The 19,508-nt window shown below is 72.7% G+C and carries 17 protein-coding genes; 8 read left to right on the top strand and 9 right to left on the bottom strand.

Going from position 1 to position 19,508, the window contains the following annotated elements; all coding sequences use genetic code 11:
- Positions 1 to 83: 83 nt before the first annotated feature.
- From QUE38_RS13875 to QUE38_RS13845, 7 genes are all read left to right on the top strand, one after another.
- Entirely contained in the window at positions 84 to 1,241 is a 1,158-nt protein-coding gene (locus QUE38_RS13875) for an acyltransferase family protein (protein ID WP_286308851.1), read from the top strand.
- A 117-nt stretch (positions 1,242 to 1,358) separates the two neighbouring features.
- Complete coding sequence (locus tag QUE38_RS13870) at positions 1,359 to 2,684, top strand: bifunctional o-acetylhomoserine/o-acetylserine sulfhydrylase (protein ID WP_286308850.1); 1,326 nt, start codon at positions 1,359 to 1,361, stop codon at positions 2,682 to 2,684.
- A gap of 115 nt (positions 2,685 to 2,799) precedes the next feature.
- The gene (metX, locus tag QUE38_RS13865) at positions 2,800 to 3,999 is read left to right on the top strand and encodes a homoserine O-acetyltransferase MetX (RefSeq protein ID WP_286308849.1); all 1,200 of its coding nucleotides are present in this window, start codon (positions 2,800 to 2,802) and stop codon (positions 3,997 to 3,999) included.
- A 57-nt stretch (positions 4,000 to 4,056) separates the two neighbouring features.
- Positions 4,057 to 5,028 carry a hypothetical protein gene (locus QUE38_RS13860; protein WP_286308848.1) on the top strand — a complete coding sequence of 324 codons (972 nt, stop codon included), beginning with the start codon at positions 4,057 to 4,059 and terminating at the stop codon, positions 5,026 to 5,028.
- A complete protein-coding gene (locus QUE38_RS13855) occupies positions 4,971 to 5,204 on the top strand; it encodes a sensor histidine kinase (RefSeq protein WP_286308847.1) in 234 nt (77 codons plus the stop codon). The genes QUE38_RS13860 and QUE38_RS13855 overlap by 58 nt, the downstream gene beginning before the upstream one ends.
- A gap of 19 nt (positions 5,205 to 5,223) precedes the next feature.
- Positions 5,224 to 6,468: a hypothetical protein gene (locus QUE38_RS13850; protein ID WP_286308846.1), complete on the top strand. Its 1,245-nt coding sequence runs from the start codon at positions 5,224 to 5,226 to the stop codon at positions 6,466 to 6,468.
- A 21-nt stretch (positions 6,469 to 6,489) separates the two neighbouring features.
- Positions 6,490 to 7,137, top strand: coding sequence for a DNA-binding response regulator (locus tag QUE38_RS13845; protein ID WP_286308845.1), 648 nt, complete (start codon positions 6,490 to 6,492; stop codon positions 7,135 to 7,137).
- Between the two features lie 36 nt (positions 7,138 to 7,173).
- Here QUE38_RS13845 and QUE38_RS13840 read toward each other — a convergent pair whose 3' ends face one another.
- From QUE38_RS13840 to guaB1, 9 genes are all read right to left on the bottom strand, one after another.
- A complete protein-coding gene (locus QUE38_RS13840; RefSeq protein WP_286308844.1) occupies positions 7,174 to 8,451 on the bottom strand; it encodes an MFS transporter in 1,278 nt (425 codons plus the stop codon).
- A 75-nt stretch (positions 8,452 to 8,526) separates the two neighbouring features.
- Positions 8,527 to 8,835 (bottom strand): thiamine-binding protein, encoded by a 309-nt coding sequence (locus QUE38_RS13835; protein WP_286308843.1) that lies wholly within the window; start codon positions 8,833 to 8,835, stop codon positions 8,527 to 8,529.
- On the bottom strand, positions 8,835 to 10,100 hold the full coding sequence (locus tag QUE38_RS13830; protein WP_286308842.1) for a hypothetical protein: 1,266 nt from the start codon (positions 10,098 to 10,100) through the stop codon (positions 8,835 to 8,837). The genes QUE38_RS13835 and QUE38_RS13830 overlap by 1 nt, the downstream gene beginning before the upstream one ends.
- A 10-nt stretch (positions 10,101 to 10,110) precedes the next feature.
- Positions 10,111 to 10,452 (bottom strand): NAD(P)H-hydrate dehydratase, encoded by a 342-nt coding sequence (locus tag QUE38_RS17690; RefSeq protein ID WP_350227479.1) that lies wholly within the window; start codon positions 10,450 to 10,452, stop codon positions 10,111 to 10,113.
- A complete protein-coding gene (locus QUE38_RS17685; protein WP_350227478.1) occupies positions 10,413 to 10,961 on the bottom strand; it encodes an ADP-dependent NAD(P)H-hydrate dehydratase in 549 nt (182 codons plus the stop codon). The genes QUE38_RS17690 and QUE38_RS17685 overlap by 40 nt, the downstream gene beginning before the upstream one ends.
- A 59-nt stretch (positions 10,962 to 11,020) precedes the next feature.
- On the bottom strand, positions 11,021 to 11,590 hold the full coding sequence (locus QUE38_RS13820; protein ID WP_286308841.1) for an NUDIX domain-containing protein: 570 nt from the start codon (positions 11,588 to 11,590) through the stop codon (positions 11,021 to 11,023).
- Positions 11,571 to 12,608: a hemolysin family protein gene (locus tag QUE38_RS13815; RefSeq protein WP_286308840.1), complete on the bottom strand. Its 1,038-nt coding sequence runs from the start codon at positions 12,606 to 12,608 to the stop codon at positions 11,571 to 11,573. Before QUE38_RS13815 ends, QUE38_RS13820 begins: the two co-directional genes overlap by 20 nt.
- Positions 12,601 to 13,917, bottom strand: coding sequence for a hemolysin family protein (locus QUE38_RS13810; protein WP_286308839.1), 1,317 nt, complete (start codon positions 13,915 to 13,917; stop codon positions 12,601 to 12,603). Before QUE38_RS13810 ends, QUE38_RS13815 begins: the two co-directional genes overlap by 8 nt.
- A 172-nt stretch (positions 13,918 to 14,089) precedes the next feature.
- A complete protein-coding gene (guaB1, locus tag QUE38_RS13805; protein ID WP_286308838.1) occupies positions 14,090 to 15,529 on the bottom strand; it encodes a GMP reductase in 1,440 nt (479 codons plus the stop codon).
- Positions 15,530 to 15,719: 190 nt separating this feature from the next.
- Here guaB1 and QUE38_RS13800 point away from each other — a divergent pair, with 190 nt between their 5' ends.
- Positions 15,720 to 19,484, top strand: a complete 3,765-nt coding sequence (locus tag QUE38_RS13800) for a multifunctional oxoglutarate decarboxylase/oxoglutarate dehydrogenase thiamine pyrophosphate-binding subunit/dihydrolipoyllysine-residue succinyltransferase subunit (RefSeq protein WP_286308837.1) — start codon at positions 15,720 to 15,722, stop codon at positions 19,482 to 19,484.
- Positions 19,485 to 19,508: the final 24 nt, after the last annotated feature.

Below are 19,508 nucleotides of genomic sequence, written 5' to 3'. Positions count from 1 at the left end.
CCGTCGCGCATCCATGCCCGACATTCTGCCGAAGGAGCCGCCGCGATGCTGTCACGCCCCCGTTCGAGGGGCAGAATGTCTGCATGCCCGCACCCGACCCGTCGTCGCCCCGTCCCGCCGACCCGTCGCCGCCCCGCCCGCGCGGCAAGCGGCGGGTGCCGATGTGGGACAACGCGCGCTGGATCGCGGTCACGCTCGTGGTCGTCGGCCACGGCATCCTGCCGCTCATCGCCGAGGACGACGCCGCGTACAGCGTCTACCTGTTCATCTACTCGTTCCACGTCGCGGTGTTCGTCGTCGTCTCCGGGTACTTCACCAAGTCGGGCCCGCCGAATGCCCGGGCGCTGCGGGTGATCCTCACCGACGTGGTCTTCCCGTACCTCGTCTTCGAGACCATCTGGACCGTGATCCGCTGGTTCACCACCGGATCGTTCTCGCTCGACTACACGACCGCGTCGTGGACGCTGTGGTTCCTGCTCGCGCTCGCGATGTGGCGCATCGCCCTGCCCTACCTGGTGCTGCTGCGCTACCCGCTGCTCATCGCGATCGTCATCTCGATCGGCGCCGGCTACACCGAGGCGATCGACTCCACGCTCGCCCTCACCCGCACCTTCGGCATGCTGCCGTTCTTCGTCTTCGGCTGGAAGCTGCGGCAATGGCAGATCACCGATCGCTGGCTCGACCTGCGGCCCGGCGTGGTCTGGCGCTGGCGCGCCGGCGCGATCGCGCTCTTCGCCGTGGTGCTCGCCGTCATGCCGCTGGCCATCGACACCTGGCGCGACATCGGCCTGCGCCGCTTCATGCTCTACGACGACTCGTACATGGCCATCGGGTACGACGAGCCCTGGTCGGGCCTGATCCGGCTCGTGCTGCTCGGTTCGGCGATGCTCATGGCGGTGGCGTTCCTCACGCTCATGCCGCGCGGCGCGCACTGGTTCACGCCCTACGGGCAGGCGACCATGACGATCTACCTGCTGCACAGCTTCGTGCTCTACCCCATCCGCGAGTCGGACATGCTCGCGGGCGAGCAACCGTGGTGGGCGCTGGCCGTGATGATCGTCTTCTGCGTGGGCGTGTCGATCCTGCTGTCGCAGCCGCTCGTCGTGCGCCTGTTCCGGCCCCTCGTGTCGCCGCGGGCCCGCTGGCTCTTCCGCCCCGAGCCGCAGACCGCGACCGGCACGATCGTGCTGCCCGACATCGACGACGCGCCACGCGGCCAGGGCCCGCCCGCGCGCACCTGAGCCCGTCGCGGTTACGGCGTGTTGCGGCATCCGTTGTGGGTGCCCCACCGCGTGCCTAGGCTGCCGAGCGGGGGCCGGGATCGACTCGCGCCCCGATCGCGACAACAGGAGACCATCATGAGCGAGCAGCCCGCGGACTGGCGGTTCGAGACCAAGCAGGTGCACTCGGGCGCGGCGCCCGACCCCACCACCCACGCGCGCGCGACGCCGATCTACCAGACCACGTCGTACGTGTTCGACAGCGCCCAGCACGCGCAGAACCTGTTCGCCCTGGCCGAGTTCGGCAACATCTACACGCGCATCATGAACCCGACCCAGGCCGTCGTCGAGGAGCGCGTCGCCGCGCTCGAAGGGGGCACCGGCGCCCTCCTCGTCGCCTCGGGCCAGGCGGCGGAGACGTTCGCGGTGCTGAACATCGCGCAGGCGGGCGACCACATCGTCTCGTCGAGCTCGATCTACGGCGGCACCTACAACCTGTTCAAGTACACGCTCGCCAAGCTCGGCATCGAGACCACGTTCGTCGAGAACCAGGACGACCCCGAGGAGTGGCGCCGCGCGGTGCGCCCGAACACGAAGCTCTTCTTCGCCGAGACCATCGGCAACCCGAAGATCAACGTGCTCGACATCGAGCTCGTCGCCGGTGTCGCGCACGAGCACGACCTGCCGCTCATCGTCGACAACACGATCGCGACGCCCTACCTCATCCGCCCGTTCGAGCACGGTGCCGACATCGTCATCCACTCGGCGACGAAGTTCCTCGGCGGCCACGGCACGGTCGTCGGCGGCATCATCGTCGACGGCGGGTCGTTCCCGTGGTCGGAGCACGTCGACAGATTCCCCGGCCTGACCGAGCCCGACCCGTCGTACCACGGCGCGAGCTACACCGCCGCGGTCGGCGACGCGCTGGCGTTCGTCATCAAGGCGCGCGTGCAGCTGCTGCGCGACCTCGGCGCGGCCATCTCGCCGAACAACGCGTTCCAGCTCATCCAGGGCATCGAGACGCTGAGCCTGCGCATCGAGCGCCACGTGCAGAACGCCCAGGAGATCGCCGAGTGGCTCGACTCGCACCCCGAGGTGGCCAGCGTCAGCTACGCCGGCCTGCCGTCGAGCCCGTGGTACGCCGCGGCGAACAAGTACGCCCCGAAGGGCGTCGGCGCGGTGCTGTCGTTCGAGCTCAAGGGCGGCGTCGACGCCGGCCGCACGCTCGTCGACGAGCTCCAGCTGTTCAGCCACCTCGCCAACATCGGCGACGTGCGGTCGCTCGTGATCCACCCGGCGTCGACCACGCACTCGCAGCTCACCCCCGAGCAGCAGCTCACGACCGGCGTCACGCCGGGCCTCGTGCGCCTCTCGGTGGGCATCGAGAACGTCGAGGACCTGAAGGCCGACCTCGAGGCGGGCCTCGCCGCGGCGAAGCGCGTCACGGAGTCGCTCCGAGCCTGAGCAGGGGTGCACAGGAGCGGATGCCCCGGGGCCGCGCGCCGGCCCCGGGGCATCCGTGCCCTCGCCGGCGCGTAACAGTGCCGGCGCGGTCGTCGGCGCGGGCGAGAATGGACCCATGGACTGGCAGACGACCGCGGACGTGGTGCCCTCAAGCTTCGTCACCGAGGCCCAGGCCCGCTCGCTGCTCGGCAAGCCGCCCGCGACCGGCGCGTGGCGCGAGGGCGACCCCGTCGGCGAGCGGTCGTTCGCCGCGATCGGCGCGCTGCCGCTCGAGTCGGGCGGCGAGCTGCCGTCGGTGCGCATCGCCTACGAGACGTGGGGCACGCTGTCACCCGAGCGCGACAACGCCGTGCTCGTGCTGCATGCGCTCACGGGCGACAGCCACGTGGTCGGCGCCGCCGGTCCGGGCCACGCCAGCGCGGGCTGGTGGCCCGACATCGTGGGTCCGGGCAAGCCGATCGACACCGACCGCTGGTTCGTCATCGCGCCCAACGTGCTCGGCGGCTGCCAGGGCTCGACCGGCCCGGCGTCGTTCGCGCCCGACGGCGCCGAGTGGGGCGCGCGCTTCCCGTACCTGACGATCCGCGACCAGGTGCGCGCCCAGGCGGCCTTCGCCGACGCGATCGGCATCGACCGCTGGGCCGCCGCGCTCGGCGGCTCGATGGGCGGCATGCACGCGCTCGAGTGGGCGATCGAGCTGCCCGAGCGCGTGGCCGCGGTCGGCGTGCTCGCGGCACCGCCGGTCGCGACCGCCGACCAGATCGCGCTGAACACCGTGCAGATCGAGGCGATCCGCACCGACGCGCAGTTCCGGGCCGGCGACTACTACGACGCCGACGACGGCGACGGGCCGACGCGGGGCCTCGCGCTCGCGCGGCGCATGGCGCTGCTCAACTACCGCTCGGCGACCGAGCTGAACGACCGCTTCCAGCGGTCGTGGCAGAGCGGGCGCAGCCCCATGGGCGACGGCGGCCGCTTCGCCGTGGAGTCGTACCTCGACTTCCACGGCAACAAGTTCACCCGCCGGTTCGACGCGAACAGCTACATCGCCCTCACCGAGGCGATGAACTCGCACGACATCGGCCGCGGCCGCGGCGGCACGGCTCGCGCGCTCGAGCGCGTGCAGGCCCGGGCGCTCGTGCTCGGCATCCGCAGCGACCGCTACTTCCCGCTCGAGGGGCAGGAGGAGATCGCGGCCGGCCTCGCCGGCGACGACACCGAGCTCCTGGTGCTCGACTCCGAGTTCGGCCACGACGCGTTCCTGATCGAGTCGGCCGCCGTGGGCCGGGCGATCCGGGACCTGCTCGAGGCCTGACCGGGTGCGGCACCGGCCGCGCGCTATCGTTGCACCTGCGGGAGCTGCGGAGGGCGGATGAAACGCATCCTCAAGGAGCGCGACCGGCTGCTGCGGCGACTGGCGCGCGTGACCGGCATGACCGGTGCACTCGGCGCACTGCTCTGCCTCATGGTGCCGACGGGCAGCACCCCGGGGTCGCTCGCGTGGGGCATGCTCGGCTGCCTCGCCGTCGCGGCGGCCGTGGGCCTCGCCACGGGCCGCGACGCGGTGGGCTCGAGCGTGGCCGTCGTGGCATCCGCCGGTGCCGCCGTGGTCGCGATCGCCCTCGTCTCGGGCCGCCTGCACCCGTCCACGGCGACGGCGATCGTGCTGCTGTCGGGCGTCTCGGCGGCATCCGTCTCGTTCATCATGGTCGTCCGACCCCGGCTGCGCATCCCGCTCGGGCTGCTCGCGGCCGTCTCGATCAGCCTCGGCACGGCCGCGTCGTTCCGACCGGGCGGCATGCCGGGACTCGCCATGCTGACGATGTCGCTCACCTGGCTCGGCACCATCGCGATCGCGCTCTGGATCGAGCGCGCGGTGGCGGTCGCGGTCTCGCGCATCGACGAGGTGGGCGGCGCGCACCGCGCCGAACGGCTCGCGAGCGAGCTCGAGGCGCGGCAGCGGCAGGACGCGCGGCTGCTGCACGACACCGTGCTCGCCACGCTCAGCCTGCTCGCGCACGCGGGCGTGGGCGTCGCGCCCGACACGCTGCGCGGGCAGGCGAGGAGGATGCCCGGCTGCTGCGCCAGCTGCGGCTCGACGCCACCGCGTCCAGCCAGGCGGCGAGCACGTTCTTCACCCCCGAGCCGCCCGACGACGACGAGGCGCTCGGCGCGACGCTCGAGTCGGTCAAGCAGCGGTTCGGGCGCATGGGGCTCGACGTGCACTGGCACGGCACCGGGCAGGTGCTGCTGCCGCGCGAGACGCTCGACGCGCTGCTCGGCGCCATGGCCGAGTGCCTCGAGAACGTGCGCCGGCACTCGGGCGTCGTCGAGGCCGACGTGACGGTCACCGACGACGCCACCACCGTGCGCGCGATGGTCACCGACGCCGGCGTCGGCTTCGACGTCGCCGCGGTCGACCCGGAGCGCCTGGGCTTCGCCGAGTCGGTCGTCGGCCGACTGCACGCCGTGGGCGGACGCGTGCGCCTGTTCTCCTCCCCGGATCGGGCACGACCGTGATGCTGGAGGTGCCGAAGCCGTGAGCCGACACGCCGCCGTCGCCGACCGCGCGCGCCCCGCCGGGCGCGGGTTCCGCCGCCCGTCGCGCTCCGCGCGCGCCGCGGACGCCGCCCTCGAGGGCATCGGCGGCGGCCGGCTCGCCGGCGGCCTGCTCGTCGCCGCGCTGCTGCTCGTGACCATGCACGTGCTGCACTTCGCGGTGCTCGTGCCGTTCTACCCCGACGCGTCGGCCTCGGCGTGGGCGTGGGCGGTGCTCTTCGCCGGCACGGCCGCGTCGTGGGCCGTCCTCGCGCTGGTGCGCACGCGGTGGATCGCACCGGCGGTGATGCTCGCGGTCGCGCTCGCGGTGGTCGTGCTCGACCTGATGGGCACGCAGGGCGCGCTGTACCTCGGGGTCACGCCCACCGCGGCGCCCGCGATCGGCGCCCTGCTGATGCCCGTCGCCGTGCTCCGCGACCCGCGCTTCGCCGTCGCGCTCGGCAGCACGGTCGGAGCGGTCCTCGCCGTCTGCGCGGTCGCACAGACGGAGCAGGCGGGCGTGCAGGCCGTGGTGGGCGTCGCGAACGCGGGCACGGCCGTGCTGCCGGTCGTGGTGACCGCGCTCGCGTCGTCGGGCCTGCGCCGCATCGTGCGGTTCGAACTCGACCTGGTGCTCGTGCAGAGCACCGTCGGCACGTCGACGCGCGCGGTCGGCATGTTCGCCTCCGAGGAACTCGCGCGCCTCGACGACGACGCCGAGCGGCTGCTCGCCGACGTGGGCGCCGGCCGGGTGCCGCTGCCGCTCACCCGCGACCTCGCTGCCACCGCGGGCTCGCTCGCGACCCGGCTGCGGATGCGGCTCATGGAGGGCCGCTCCGACACGTGGCTGAAGCACGCGGTCGCGGAGTCGGAGTTCCTCGCCGACGCGGTCGACGTGCACGACCCCGACGGGCTGGCCGGCGCGCTCGCGCAGGGCCAGCGCGACGCGCTCCTGCTCGTGCTGTGGCTGCTCGTGAGCGACCGTTCGCGGTCGGCGGCGATCCCGGTCACGGTGCGGCTCGGGCCCGCGAGACCGCACGATCCGATGCATCCGCGCCGCACCGCCTTCCCCGTCTCGATCGCCGCGCACGGCGTGCCCCGCGGGCGCACCGACCCGTCGACGTGGGAAGCTGCGGGTATCGTCGGGCCGTTCGAGTCGAGCGTCGCGAACGGTGTCAGAACGATCACGATCGACTGCGCGGTGGAGAATCGGGCCGATACGGGTGACGTCGGTCTCGTACGATGAATCTCCACGAGAGGAGCACCGATGCCTGAAGCCGAGACGATCCGCCTGGCCGTCGTCGACGACCACCGGATGCTGCTCGGCGCGCTGAGCGACTGGATCCCCGGTGCCGCCGACGACGTCGACCTGTGCGCGGCCGTCGCCTCGTGGCCCGAGCTGCTCGCGCACCACGAGTTCCCCGTCGACGTCGTGCTGCTCGACCTCGACCTCAAGGACAACCTGCCGATCTCGCTGAAGATCTCGACGCTGAACACGGCCGGCGTGCGCACCGTCCTCATGAGCGCCTACTCAGACCCTGCGGTCGTCCGCGAGGCGCTGCACGCGGGCGCGCTGGGCTACATCGTGAAGAACGAGCCGGTCGAGACGATCGTCGACGCGATCCGCGCCGCGCAGGCGGGCCAGTCGTTCATCTCAGCCGAGCTCGAGCCCGCGCTGACCGACGACCACGAGGGCCCGCGCCTGTCGGCGCAGGAGCGACGCGTCATGGCGCTGTACGGGGCCGGCGAGCCCGTCAAGGCGGTCGCGTTCAAGCTCGGCATCTCGGAGGAGACCGCCAAGAGCTACCTCAAGCGCATCCGCGAGAAGTACCGGCTCGCGGGCTACGACGTGGGCACGAAGGTCGCGCTGCGCAAGCGCGCCATCGCCGACGGCATCCTGCTCCAGGGCGACTGAGCCGCCCGACCCGTCGCTGGTCGGCCCCTGCCGTGATCAGGCGTCGTTCGCGACCGTGACCGCGCCGGTCGCGTACGACAGCACCTGGCCGTTGCGCTGGCGGGAGCGGTCGACCGCGATGGTCGCGGCGGTGAGCCCGAGCCCGGCGACCGTGAAGCCCAGGCCGATCCAGATCGGCGAGACGAAGCCGAGGCCGGCGGCGATGGCGGCACCGCCCGCCGCCGCGCCGAGGCTGTTGCCGAGGTTCAGCGCGGAGTGGTTGAGCGCCGCCGCGATCGACTGGCTGTCACCGGCGACGTCCATGAGCCGCGCCTGGATGACCGGGGAGAGCGCGGCCGCGGCCGCACCGACGACGAGGGCGCCGACGATCAGCCCGGGCGGCCACGAGGCGACGAGCCCGAGGGCGGCGAGCGCCACGGCGAGTGCGATGAAGTAGCCGCGCAGCGACCGTCGCACGCTGCGGTCGGCGCTCCAGCCGCCGAGCAGGTTGCCGATCGTCATGCCGACGCCGACGACCATGAGCACGAGGGGCACGGATGCCGCGGGCAGGCCCGCGACCTCGGTGGCGAGCGGCGCGATGTACGTGTACATCGCGAAGAACCCGCCGAACCCGATCGAGCCGATGCCGAGCGCCAGCCAGACCTGCACGCGACGGAACGCGCCGAGCTCGCGGCGGATCGACGCCGACGCGTCGCCCGGCTGCCACGGCACGACCAGGGCGATCGCGACGAACGTGAGCGCGAAGATCGCGGCCACCGCGAGGTATGCGACGCGCCACGTGGTCTGCTGGCCGAGCCAGGTGATGGCGGGCACGCCGACCACGTTCGCGATCGTGAGGCCCGAGAGCACGAGCGCGACGCCCCGCGCCCGCTTGCCGGGGCCCATGAGGCTCGCGGCCACGAGCGAGGCGATGCCGAAGTACGCGCCGTGCGGCACGGCGGAGAGGAACCGGGCGACGAGCACGAGCTCGAAGGTGGGCAGCAGCGCGGACGCGACCGTGCCGAACGTGAACGCGGCGACGAGCCAGAGCAGCAGCTGCTTGCGCGGCCAGCGGGCGGCCGCGGCGGCGATCGTCGGGGCGCCCACGACGACGCCCAGCGCGTACGCCGAGATCAGCCAGCCGGCCTGGGCGATGGCCTCCTCCGGGGCGCTCGCGTTGAGCGCGGGCAGGAGGTCGGCGGCGAGTTCGGGGAGCAGGCCCATGGCGACGAACTCGGTCGCGCCGATGCCGAAGCCGCCCATCGCGAGGGCGAGCAGGGCGAGTCGGATGCGGGCCGGCGACCAGGTCGCGGGCCCCGGCGCAGCGGGGGTCACCTGCGCGAGTCTACGACGGATCGAATCGATTCGACAAGCCCGTGCGGGGCATCGGGCCCGCGACGCGCCGGCACCCTATCCGGCGTCCGAGATCGCCTGCTCCAGGCGCTCGACCTTCCCGTCGAGTTCGCCGGCCCAGCCGGGACGGATGTCGGCCTTCAGCACGAGCGAGACGCGCGAGCCGAACGGCGCGACCGCCTCGGTGGCCCGACGGACCACGTCGAACACCTCGTCCCACTCGCCCTCGAGCTCCGTGAACATCGACGACGTGCGGTTCGGCAGGCCAGACTCGCGAACGACCTTCACGGCCGCCGCGACCGCGTCGTGCACCGACCCGTCTGCGCGCCCCGTCCCACTCGGCGCGACCGAGAATGCGACCAGCATCAGGCGACCTCCCGTCTCCGCGTCCCACTCTTCCACACGGCGCGCACCGACCAGCCCAGCACCGCGAGCTCGAGCAGCACCTTGACGGTCAGCACGAGCACGAACGCCGGATCGGCTGCGAGCAATCGGTCGTACAGCACCGGGTAGAGCACCTGCGTGCACCCCGCGATCGCCGCGACGAGGAGCGCCGGCACCGCGAAGCGGGCGGGCCGCAGGCACAGGCCGAGCACCACGGGCGCGACGAGCCACGTGACGAACTGCGGCGAGCCGACCTTGTTGCACACGAGCAGCACGCACACCAGCGCGAGCGACAGCGGCGGCAGCAGCGCACCGAACGGCGCACCGCGGCGCACGGCGACGACGCCGACCGCGACGACCGCGGCCAGCGCGACGGCCATGAGCGGGGTGAGCAGGCCGGCGACGACGTCGGTGCCCGGGCCCGACACCTGGAACGTGAGGATCTCGTGGTCGTAGGCGACCTTCGACGCGGTCGAGCCCAGCGCGATGGCCCAGAGCCAGGGCACGGCAGCGGGCGCCTCGACCTGCAGGCCGCGCGCGTCCTGCTCCCCGAGGAAGCCCAGCACCGCGCCCGCGCCGCCGGCCACGAGGCTCGCCACGATCACCGCGGCCGAACCGGCGAGGGCGACGAGCACCACCTCGAGCCGCCGTCGCGAGGCGGTGACCAGCGCGAGGCCGAGCGCCGCCGGCCACACCTTGATCCAGGCGCCGATCGTCAGCAGCAGCGCCGCGACGCGGGCGTGCCGCGCAGCCAGCAGCAGCGCGACGATCGCGACGGGTGCCGTGATGGCGTCGAGCCGCCCCAGCGCGACCGGACCGAGCAGCGCGAGGAGCCCCAGCCACCACCACGCCGCGACGCGCCGGGTGGGCGACAGGCGCCGTCGCCCGAGCAGCACTGCGAACGCCGCCGTGTCGAGCGCGATCACCAGGGCGAACCAGGTCGCGAGGTAGTGCTCGGGCCCGAATGCGAACGCGATGCCGATCGGCACGATCGCGAGGATCGGGTAGACCCACGGGAGGTCGATGCCGACGACCCCGGCGCCGTCGACCGCACGCTGCACCCAGTCGAGGTAGACCGCCGAGACGTCGTGGAAGACGCTGCCCGGCACGTGCAGACCGACCGCGATGAGGCCGGCGTGCACCGCCGCGAAGCCCGTCCAGGCCGCGACGCGTCCGCCGAGGACGGCCCCGATCCGACCGCGCGGGGTCGCGACCCGCCCCCGCCGCATCCGGGCCTCCTCGACCATGGCGGCCAGCCTAGCGACGGTCGGCGACGAGCTCCGCGATCACGGCGGGCACCGCCTCGGCCACGTCCAGCGCCGCGATCGGACCGCCGCCCGACGCCCGACGCGCGGCCAGCCCGTGCACGGCCGCGGCCGTCGCGGCGAGCGGCGCGAGCACCGAGGCATCCGTCGCCACCTCGCGGTGATGGGTCGCGAGCAGGGCCCCGAGGATGCCGCCGAGCACGTCGCCCGCCCCGGCCGTCGCGAGCCACGGGGTCGCCAGCTCGACGCGCAGGCACGCGCCGCCGGGCGCGGCCACGTGCGTGACGGCGCCCTTCAGCAGCACCACGACGCCCGCGACCTCGGCCGCGCGCACCGCCCACTCCCCGGTCGCGCGGCGACGTCGTCGACCGTCGCCTCGACGCCGCACCCGCCGAGCAGGCCGACCAGCTCCCGGTGGTGGGGCGTGACCACGATCGGCCCCGTGCCCGCCGGCGCGAGGTCGAGCGCGCCGGCGTCGACGACCGCGGGCAGGCCGGATGCGAGCGCCTCGCGCAGCTCGCCGGCCAAGGCCTCCGACCGCACCGACGGGTCCATGCCCGAGCCGAGCAGCCACGCCTGCACGCGCCCCGCCTGCCCAACGACCTCGGGGCGACGGGCGAGCACGGCATCGCGCACCGCGGCTGGGCCGAGGTAGCGGATCATCCCGACGCCGGTGCGCGCCGCCGCCTCGACGCCGAGCACGGCCGCTCCCGGGTACTCGTCCGATCCGGTGCGCACGCCGAGCACGCCCCGGCGGTACTTGTCATCGGATGCCTCCGGCACGGCGATCCACCGGGCGGCATCCGCCGCCGTCCAGTCGCGCCAGCCGTCTTCCGCGCCCATGCGCCCCACGATAGGCGCGCCGGGCTCTGGCGCGCGACACCCCGCCCGGTGCGAGGGCGTCAGCGGAAGCGGCCGAGGTGGATGCCGGCGAACGCGAGCGCGGCGATCGTCTCGCCGTCGCTGATCTCCCCCGCGGCGACCATCGCCAGCGCCTCGCCGAAGGGCACCCAGCGCACCTCGTCGATGCCCTCCTCGCCCTGCGTGGCCCGCGCGTCGGCCACCGGCTCGAGGCCGCGGGCGAGGAACACGTGCTCCGGGGCATCCGCGATGCCGTTCAGCGCGTCCATGCCGCCGAGGCGCACCCACTCGGCCGCGGCGAGCCCGGTCTCCTCGGCCAGCTCGCGCTGCGCGGCGATGAGCGGGTCCTCGCCGTCCGAGCCGCCCGCGGGCACCTCCCACGACCACTTGCCGCCCGGGTAGCGGGCGAGCGACACGAGGCACACCCGGTCGTCGTCGTCCAGGGCGACGACGAACACCGCCGGGTGGCGCATCTCGACCACGCCGTACACGCCGCGGCCGTGCGGGCCCTCGACCTGATCCTCGCGCACCCGGATCCAGCGGTTCTCGTACGCGACCCGGGACTCGAGCGCGCGCCACGGCAGCGCGCCCCTAGACGCGTCGGGTGGCATCCTGCACCTCGCCGACGAGCTCCTCGATGATGTCCTCGAGGAACAGCACGCCCGTCGTCGCGCCCTCGGCGTCGAACGCCCGCGCCAGGTGCGAGCCCGTGCGGCGCATGGTCGCGAGCGCGTCCTCGAGGTCGGTCTCGGCGTAGATCGAGACCAGCTGCCGCACGAACTTCTGCGGGATCGGCTCGTCGAACTCGTGGTCGTGCAGGTCGATGACGTCCTTCAGGTGCACGTAGCCGGCCGGTTCGCCCGCGGCGTCGCAGATCACGTAGCGCGAGAAGCCGCGCCGCGCGACCGCGCGCTCGACGTCGCCCGGCGTGCCCTCCGGCCCGAGGCTGACCAGCTCGTCGAGCGGCAGGGCCACGTCGCGCACGACCTTCGTCGTGAACTCGAACGCGGCGCTCAGCGTGCCGCTCGAGTCCTCCAGCACGCCCTCGCGGCGCGACTGGTCGACGATCGTCTGCACCTCCTCGAGCGTGAACGTGCTCGTCGCCTCGTCCTTCGGCTCGACGCGGCAGAGCCGCACGATGCCGTTCGCCGCCGCGTTCAGCGTCACGATCACGGGGCGGAAGACGCGCGCCGTGAACACCAGCGGGGGCGCGAGCAGCAGCACCGCCTTGTCGGGCATCGAGAACGACAGGTTCTTCGGCACCATCTCGCCGAGCACGACGTGCAGGTAGGAGACGAGCACCAGCGCGATCACGAACGCGATGACGCCGATGACCTCCTCCGACCAGCCGGTGAGCGCGAGCGGGACCTCGAGCAGGTGGTGGATCGCCGGCTCGGAGACGTTCAGGATGAGCAACGAGCAGATCGTGATGCCGAGCTGGCTCATCGCGAGCATGAGCGTCGCGTGCTCCATCGCCCAGAGCGCCGTGCGGGCGCGGCGATGGCCGGCCTCGGCGAGCGGCTCGATCTGCGAGCGCCGAGCGGAGATCACGGCGAACTCCGCGCCGACGAAGAAGGCGTTGCCGGCCAGCAGCACGACCAGCCAGGCGATTCCGGCCCAATCAGACATCGGCGGCCTCCTCCACGGGCGCGGTGCGCACGTAGCGCAGCCGGTCGATGCGACGGCCCTCGAGGCGCACCACGCGGAGCGTGCCGTCCTCGGTCTCGATCTCGTCGCCGACCGCGGGCAGGCGGCCGAGCTCGCTCATCACGTACCCGCCGACCGTCTCGTACGGGCCCTCGTCGGGCACGCGGATGCCGGCGCGCTCGAGCAGCTCGTCGGGCCGGAGCAGCCCGGGGAACGTGATCGAGTCCGCCCGGCGCACGATGCCCGCGCGCGAGCGGTCGTGCTCGTCGGAGACCTCGCCGACGATCTCCTCGACCAGGTCCTCGAGGGTGGCGACGCCCGCGGTGCCGCCGTACTCGTCGACGACGACGGCCATCTGGTAGCCGCGGCCGCGCAGCTCGCCGAGCAGCGCGTCCAGGCGCATCGTCTCGGGCACGCGGAGCCCGTCGGACTGCAGGGCCGACACGGGAACGTCGGCGCGGCGCTCGCGCGGCACGGCGACGGCCTGCTTGACGTGCACGAGGCCGACCACGTCGTCGAGGTTCTCCTCGTGCACCGGGAAGCGGGAGTACCCGGTCTGCGATGCCAGCTCGATCACGGTCGCGGCCGTGTCGTCGCGCGAGACGCTCGCGACCCGTGGGCGCGGCGTCATGACGTCGGCGGCGCTCAGCCGCGAGAAGCTCAGCGTGCGGCTGAGCAGCGTGGCCGTGTCCTTCTCGAGCATGCCCGCGCTCGCCGACCGGCGCACGAGCGACGACAGCTCCTCCGCCGAGCGGGCGCCCGAGAGCTCCTCCTTGGGCTCCACGCCCATGAGGCGCAGCAGGGCGTTCGCGCTGCCGTTCAGCAGGCGGATCGCCGGACCGAACACGGTGGTGAACGCCGTCTGGAACGGCATCACCAGCACGGCCGTCTGGCGCGGCAGCGCGAGCGCGAAGTTCTTCGGCACGAGCTCGCCGATGATCATCGACAGCAGCGTCGCCACGATGATCGCGGTGGTCGCGCCGACGGGTCGCACGAGCGACTCGGGCACGCCGATCGCCTCGAGCGGGCCCGCCAGCAGCGAGCTGATCGCGGGCTCCATGGTGTAGCCCGTGAGCAGCGTCGTGATCGTGATGCCGAGCTGCGCGCTCGACAGGTGCGTCGACGTGATCTTGAGCGCGGCGATCGTGAGGCCCAGCCGGGACTCGCCGCGGGCGCGGCGCGCCTCGAGGTCGGAGCGATCGAGGTTGACCAGCGCGAACTCGCTGGCGACGAACAAGCCCGTGCCGATCGTGAGCAGGAGTCCGAACGTGAGCAGGAGCCACTCAGGCATTCGCACCCGACCGATCGTTCACGGGCAGGGGTCTATGACCAGGGGAACTGGGACTGGAACTGGGAGGGTCGTCCATCGTGGACGCAAGTATAACCTCGCGAGGCTGCGGATCCGCACGGTTGTCGCGCGCGGATCGCCGCGGCGCCGGCACGCGGCATCCGCCCGACCGCCGCTACCAGCTGACCGGCAGCGCTTTGCCCTCCTCGTACCCGGCCGCCGACTGGATGCCGACGAGCGCGCGCTCGTGGAACTCGGGCACCGAGTGGGCGCCCGCGTAGGTGAACGAGCTGCGCACCCCCGTGGTGATCATGTCGAGCAGGTCCTCGAGCGACGGCCGCAGCGGGTCGAGCGAGATGCGCGACGAGGAGATCCCCTCGGCGAACAGCTCCTTGCGCGCGAGCTCGTAGGGCGACAGCCGGTCGAACCGCTCGCGCACGGCCTTGGTCGACGCCATGCCCCAGCTCTCCTTGTACCAGCCCCCGTCGGCGTCGGTGCGGAGCCGCCCGGGCGCCTCGAGCGTCCCGGCGAACCACGAGCCGATCATGACGGATGCCGCGCCGGCGGCCAGTGCCAACGCGACGTCCCTCGGGTAGCGCACTCCCCCGTCGGCCCAGACGCGCGCACCTGCCTCGCGGGCCGCCTCCGCCGTCTCGAGCACCGCCGAGAACTGCGGCCGGCCGACCGCGGTCATCATGCGCGTGGTGCACATGGCGCCGGGGCCCACGCCGACCTTCACGATGTCGGCGCCCGCCTCGACGAGGTCGGCCACCGCCTGCTCGGTCACGACGTTGCCGGCGGCGATCGGCACCTCGATGCCCGCCTCGCGCACGGCGCGGATGGCGCGCACCATGCCGTCCTGGTGGCCGTGCGCCGTGTCGACGACCAGCACGTCGACGCCCGCGGCCACGAGCGCCGTCGCCTTGCCGGCCACGTCGCCGTTGATGCCGACGGCCGCGGCGACCCGCAGCCGGCCGTGGGCGTCGAGCGCCGGCGTGTAGATGGTGCCGCGCAGCGCGCTGCGGCGGCTGAGCGTGCCGACCACCTTCCCGTGCGCCATCACGGGCGCGAACTCGAGGTCGGCGTCGACCATCAGGTCGAACGCGCCGCGCGGGGTGGACACGTCGTCGGCGTCGAGTGCGGGCAGCGCGCCGTGCACGAGGTCGCCGAGGCGCGCGTCCTGCAGCGCGGTCGCCAGCCGCGTCGCCGGGATGCAGCCCGCGTAGGCGCCGTCGCCGTCGTGCAGCACGAGGCCGTGGCCCTCCACGGGTGCGATCGCCTCGAGCGCGTCGGCCACCGTGGCATCCGCATCGAAGTCGTAGGGGGTGTCGAAGCGCGGCGACTGCGCCTTGACCCAGCGGATGGCCCGGTCGAGGTCCTGCAGGTGCATGTCCTGCGGCAGCACGCCGAGGCCGCCGCGCCGGGCGAGGGTCGCCGCGAGCCGCGGGCCGGTGACCGAGTTCATGTTCGCCGAGACGATCGGCAGGGTCGCGCCCGTGCCGTCCTCGGGTGCGAGGGAGACGTCGAGCCGGCTCGCGACGTCCGACCGGCTCGGCACGAGGAAGACGTCCGAGTAGGTCAGGTCGTGGCTCGGGGTCGTGCGGTAGAACTCCATGTGCGCAACGCTAGTGGCTGCGGATGCTGCATCTTCAGGTTCCCCACGGCATGCAGCCTCCTCCACGGGAACGGGTTTAGGCTTGTCGCGGCGGGTTCCACGCCTGCGCGCGAGCGCGACGTCCGCCAGATCGAGCGCTCCGGAGCGAGTGCATCCCCCAGCAGCAGCGAAGAGAGTGGGCGAAGAGGCTGTGTCGAGGCAGTTGACCGGTGGATCCGACCAGGCCACGTCGAACGAGTTCGGCGCGAACGAGTGGCTCGTCGACGAATTGTACGAGCAGTTCCGCGCCGACCGTGACTCGGTCGACAAGACGTGGTGGCCGATCCTCGAGAACTACCGTCCCGCGTCGGGCGACGCGCCCGCCACGCCCGCCACGCCCGCGCAGGCACCCGTGGCGGACCCGGCTCCGCCGGCGGCCGCCTCCCCCGCCGTGCCCGCACCCTCGGCCCACCCCGTCACGGCGCCCACGCCCGTGATCGGCGCCCAGCCGCAGGCGCGCACCACCGCCCGCGCGCCGCGCCCCGAGCCGGTGCCCGCCGACGTGCCGGTCACGAGCCCGCAGCCGGTCGTCGAGGGCGAGACCGAGAAGGTCGACGAGGTCGTCCCGCTCCGCGGCCTGCCGAAGACCCTCGCGGCGAACATGGACCAGAGCCTGACGGTCCCGACCGCGACCAGCGTGCGCACGGTGCCCGCGAAGCTGATGATCGACAACCGCATCGTCATCAACAACCACCTCCGCCGCGCCCGAGGCGGCAAGGTCTCGTTCACGCACCTCATCGGCTGGGCGCTGATCCAGGCGCTCAAGGAGTTCCCGAGCCAGAACGTCTACTACGACGAGCGCGACGGCAAGCCGAGCCTCATCAAGCCCGCGCACATCGGCCTCGGCATCGCCATCGACCTGCCGAAGCCCGACGGCACCCGTGCGCTGCTCGTGCCCGCCATCAAGCGCGCCGAGACGATGACGTTCAACGAGTACCTCGCGGCCTACGAAGACCTGGTGCAGCGCGCCCGCAAGAACAAGCTCACGGCCGACGACTTCAAGGGCGCGACGATCTCGCTGACCAACCCGGGCGGCATCGGCACCGTGCACTCGGTGCCCCGCCTCATGAAGGGCCAGGGCTGCATCATCGGCGCCGGCGCGCTCGAGTACCCGGCCGAGTTCCAGGGTTCCAGCGACCGCACCCTCGCGAACCTCGCGATCGGCAAGACGATCACGCTCACCTCGACCTACGACCACCGCGTCATCCAGGGCGCGGGCTCGGGCGAGTTCCTGAAGACCGTGCACGAGCTGCTCATCGGTCAGCGCCGCTTCTACGAGGACATCTTCGCCGCGCTCCGCCTGCCCTACGACCCGATCCACTGGGCCCCCGACATCTCGGTCGACATCGCCAGCGCGATCGACAAGACCGCACGCGTGCAGGAGCTCATCAACTCGTTCCGCGTGCGCGGCCACATGATGGCCGACATCGACCCGCTCGAGTACGTGCAGCGCTCGCACCCCGACCTCGACATCGCGAGCCACGGGCTCACGTTCTGGGACCTCGACCGCGAGTTCGTCACGGGCGAGTTCGGCGAGTCCCGCACCTCGCTGCTGCGCGACATCCTCGGCGTGCTGCGCGACTCGTACTGCCGCACCATCGGCATCGAGTACATGCACATCCAGGACCCCGAGCAGCGCAAGTGGATCCAGGGCAAGGTCGAGCGCAAGTACGAGAAGCCGACCCACGACGAGCAGATGCGCATCCTCGGCAAGCTCAACGAGGCCGAGGCGTTCGAGACGTTCCTGCAGACCAAGTACGTCGGCCAGAAGCGCTTCAGCCTCGAGGGCGGCGAGTCGATGATCGCCCTGCTCGACGAGGTGCTCCAGGGCGCCGCCAAGGAGGGCCTCGACGAGGTCGCCATCGGCATGGCCCACCGCGGCCGCCTGAACGTGCTCACCAACATCGCGGGCAAGACCTACGGCCAGATCTTCCGCGAGTTCGAGGGCGCCCCCGACCCGCGCACCGTCTCCGGCTCGGGCGACGTGAAGTACCACCTCGGCACCGAGGGCGTGTTCACGGCCGACACGGGCGAGGAGGTGCCGGTGTACCTCGCGGCGAACCCGTCGCACCTCGAGGCCGTGAACGGCGTGCTCGAGGGCATCGTGCGCGCCAAGCAGGACCGCCGCCCCGCGGGCAGCTACGGCACCCTCCCGATCCTCGTGCACGGCGACGCGGCGATGGCGGGCCAGGGCGTCGTGTTCGAGACCCTGCAGATGTCGCAGCTGCGCGGCTACCGCACGGGCGGAACGATCCACGTCGTCGCGAACAACCAGGTCGGCTTCACCACCGTGCCGGGCGACGCGCGCTCGTCGATCTACTCCACGGATGTCGCGAAGACCATCCAGGCCCCGATCTTCCACGTCAACGGCGACGACCCCGAGGCCGTCGTGCGCGTGGCGGAACTGGCGTTCGAGTACCGGCAGCAGTTCCACCGCGACGTCGTGATCGACCTCGTCTGCTACCGCCGCCGCGGCCACAACGAGGGCGACGACCCGTCGATGACCCAGCCGCTCATGTACAACCTCATCGAGGCGAAGCGCTCGGTCCGCAAGCTCTACACCGAGGCGCTCGTCGGTCGCGGCGACATCACCGAGGAGGAGTACCAGGCGGCGCACCGCGACTTCCAGGAGCGCCTCGAGCACGCCTTCCAGGAGACCCACGCCGCGCAGACCGCCTCGTCGGCGCCCGGCGGCGCGGCCGACATCGAGCCGGCCACCAGCGCGCCCCTGACCAAGGAGGCGCCGCCCACGGGCGAGCTCGAGACCACGGGCGTGTCCGACCAGGTCGTGCACATGATCGGCGACGCGTTCAACAACAAGCCCGACGGCTTCACGGTGCACGCGAAGCTGCAGCAGCTGCTCCAGAAGCGCCTCGACATGAGCCGCAACGGCAAGATCGACTGGGCGTTCGGCGAGCTGCTCGCGCTCGGGTCGCTGCTGGTCGAGGGCACCCCCGTGCGCTTCGCCGGGCAGGACGCCCGCCGCGGCACGTTCGTGCAGCGGCACTCGGTGTTCCACGACCGCGTGAACGGCCAGGAGTGGCTGCCGCTGCTGAACCTCAGCGACAACCAGGCCCGGTTCTGGATCTACGACTCGCTGCTCTCCGAGTACGCGGCCATGGCGTTCGAGTACGGCTACTCGGTCGAGCGCAAGGACGCCCTCGTGCTCTGGGAGGCCCAGTTCGGCGACTTCGCCAACGGCGCCCAGACCGTCATCGACGAGTTCATCTCGTCGGCCGAGCAGAAGTGGGGCCAGCGCTCGAGCGTCGTGCTCCTGCTGCCGCACGGCTACGAGGGCCAGGGCCCCGACCACTCGTCCGCCCGCATCGAGCGCTACCTGCAGATGTGCGCCGAACAGAACATGACGGTGGCGCGCCCGTCGACGCCCGCGTCGTACTTCCACCTGCTGCGCCGCCAGGCGTACCAGCGCCCCCGGCGCCCGCTCGTCGTGTTCACGCCGAAGGCGATGCTCCGCCTGCGCGGCGCGACCAGCGAGGTCGCCGACTTCACGAGCGGCAAGTTCGAGCCGGTGATCGACGACGCTCGCATCACCGACCGCGCCGCAGTGCGCCGGGTCGTGTTCATGGCCGGCAAGCTCTACTACGACCTCGCCGCCGAGCTGGCCAAGCACCCGAACCCCGAGATCGCGCTGGTGCGCCTCGAGCAGTACTACCCGCTGCCCGCCGAGCGCCTCGCCGAGGTCGCGGACTCGTACCCGAACGCCGAGCTGGTCTGGGCGCAGGACGAGCCCGAGAACCAGGGCGCCTGGCCGTTCTTCGCCATCGAGACCGGCAAGATCTGGGATCGCCCGGTGAGCGTCGTCTCGCGCGCGGCATCCGCCTCGCCCGCCACGGGCTCGGCGAAGGTGCACGCGCAGGAGCAGACCGAGCTCGTCTCGCGCGCGCTGTCGCTGTAGCTCGACGCCCCGCCCGACGCGACG

Source organism: Agromyces mangrovi (genome assembly GCF_030296695.1).
GTDB classification, from domain to species: Bacteria; Actinomycetota; Actinomycetes; order Actinomycetales; family Microbacteriaceae; genus Agromyces; species Agromyces mangrovi.
This window is presented reverse-complemented; position numbering and strand designations above follow the sequence as displayed.

Bases quoted from the DNA above. Each gene is read 5' to 3' on its own strand.
- QUE38_RS17685 (WP_350227478.1), bottom strand. From the start codon at position 10,961: ATGGGCGCGGAAGACGGCTGGCGCGACTGGACGGCGGCGGATGCCGCC.
- QUE38_RS13870 (WP_286308850.1), top strand. From the start codon at position 1,359: ATGAGCGAGCAGCCCGCGGACTGGCGGTTCGAGACCAAGCAGGTGCAC.
- QUE38_RS13860 (WP_286308848.1), top strand. From the start codon at position 4,057: ATGAAACGCATCCTCAAGGAGCGCGACCGGCTGCTGCGGCGACTGGCG.
- QUE38_RS13845 (WP_286308845.1), top strand. From the start codon at position 6,490: ATGCCTGAAGCCGAGACGATCCGCCTGGCCGTCGTCGACGACCACCGG.
- QUE38_RS13835 (WP_286308843.1), bottom strand. From the start codon at position 8,835: ATGCTGGTCGCATTCTCGGTCGCGCCGAGTGGGACGGGGCGCGCAGAC.
- metX (WP_286308849.1), top strand. From the start codon at position 2,800: ATGGACTGGCAGACGACCGCGGACGTGGTGCCCTCAAGCTTCGTCACC.
- QUE38_RS13875 (WP_286308851.1), top strand. From the start codon at position 84: ATGCCCGCACCCGACCCGTCGTCGCCCCGTCCCGCCGACCCGTCGCCG.
- QUE38_RS13810 (WP_286308839.1), bottom strand. From the start codon at position 13,917: ATGCCTGAGTGGCTCCTGCTCACGTTCGGACTCCTGCTCACGATCGGC.
- guaB1 (WP_286308838.1), bottom strand. From the start codon at position 15,529: ATGGAGTTCTACCGCACGACCCCGAGCCACGACCTGACCTACTCGGAC.
- QUE38_RS13820 (WP_286308841.1), bottom strand. From the start codon at position 11,590: ATGCCACCCGACGCGTCTAGGGGCGCGCTGCCGTGGCGCGCGCTCGAG.
- QUE38_RS13855 (WP_286308847.1), top strand. From the start codon at position 4,971: ATGGCCGAGTGCCTCGAGAACGTGCGCCGGCACTCGGGCGTCGTCGAG.
- QUE38_RS13815 (WP_286308840.1), bottom strand. From the start codon at position 12,608: ATGTCTGATTGGGCCGGAATCGCCTGGCTGGTCGTGCTGCTGGCCGGC.
- QUE38_RS13830 (WP_286308842.1), bottom strand. From the start codon at position 10,100: ATGGTCGAGGAGGCCCGGATGCGGCGGGGGCGGGTCGCGACCCCGCGC.